Here is a 1116-nt window from a genome sequence, read left to right as displayed (position 1 = left end):
GCTTCCAGTTCCGGCCTATCAACCCCATGGTCTGTAGGGGGCCTTAACCCATCAAGTGGGAGAGAAACCTCATCTTGGAACAGGCTTCCCGCTTAGATGCTTTCAGCGGTTATCCCTTCCGAACGTAGCCAACCAGCAGTGCTCCTGGCGGAACAACTGGCACACCAGAGGTTCGTCCGTCCCGGTCCTCTCGTACTAGGGACAGCCTTCCTCAAGTTTCTAACGCGCGCGGCGGATAGAGACCGAACTGTCTCACGACGTTCTAAACCCAGCTCGCGTGCCGCTTTAATGGGCGAACAGCCCAACCCTTGGGACCTACTCCAGCCCCAGGATGCGACGAGCCGACATCGAGGTGCCAAACCATCCCGTCGATATGGACTCTTGGGGAAGATCAGCCTGTTATCCCCGGGGTACCTTTTATCCGTTGAGCGACACCGCTTCCACTTGCCGGTGCCGGATCACTAGTCCCGACTTTCGTCCCTGCTCGAGCTGTCACTCTCACAGTCAAGCTCCCTTGTGCACTTGCACTCGACACCTGATTGCCAACCAGGCTGAGGGAACCTTTGGGCGCCTCCGTTACATTTTGGGAGGCAACCGCCCCAGTTAAACTACCCACCAGGCACTGTCCCTGAACCAGATCATGGTCCGAGGTTAGAAGTCCAATACGATCAGAGTGGTATTTCAACGACGACTCCACGAATACTGGCGTACCCGCTTCAAAGTCTCCCACCTATCCTACACAAACCGTACCGAACACCAATACCAAGCTATAGTGAAGGTCCCGGGGTCTTTTCGTCCTGCCGCGCGTAACGAGCATCTTTACTCGTAATGCAATTTCGCCGAGTCTGTGGTTGAGACAGCAGAGAAGTCGTTACGCCATTCGTGCAGGTCGGAACTTACCCGACAAGGAATTTCGCTACCTTAGGATGGTTATAGTTACCACCGCCGTTTACCGGGGCTTAAATTCTCAGCTTCGCGCCGAAGCGCTAACCGGTCCTCTTAACCTTCCGGCACCGGGCAGGCGTCAGTCCGTATACATCGTCTTACGACTTCGCACGGACCTGTGTTTTTAGTAAACAGTCGCTTCTCTCTGGTCTCTGCGACCCCACCCAGCTC

1 rRNA gene is annotated in these 1116 nt (G+C 55.5%); it reads right to left on the bottom strand.

The features are described from left to right. Window positions 1–1116, bottom strand: a 23S ribosomal RNA gene (locus AB0H54_RS33425); the annotation flags it as partial.

The sequence above is a fragment of the Nocardia sp. NPDC050718 genome, from assembly GCF_040654235.1.
In the GTDB taxonomy this organism is placed as follows: domain Bacteria; phylum Actinomycetota; class Actinomycetes; order Mycobacteriales; family Mycobacteriaceae; genus Nocardia.
The sequence above is the reverse complement of the archived record's forward strand: the minus strand, read 5'-3'. Positions and strand labels throughout refer to the sequence as shown.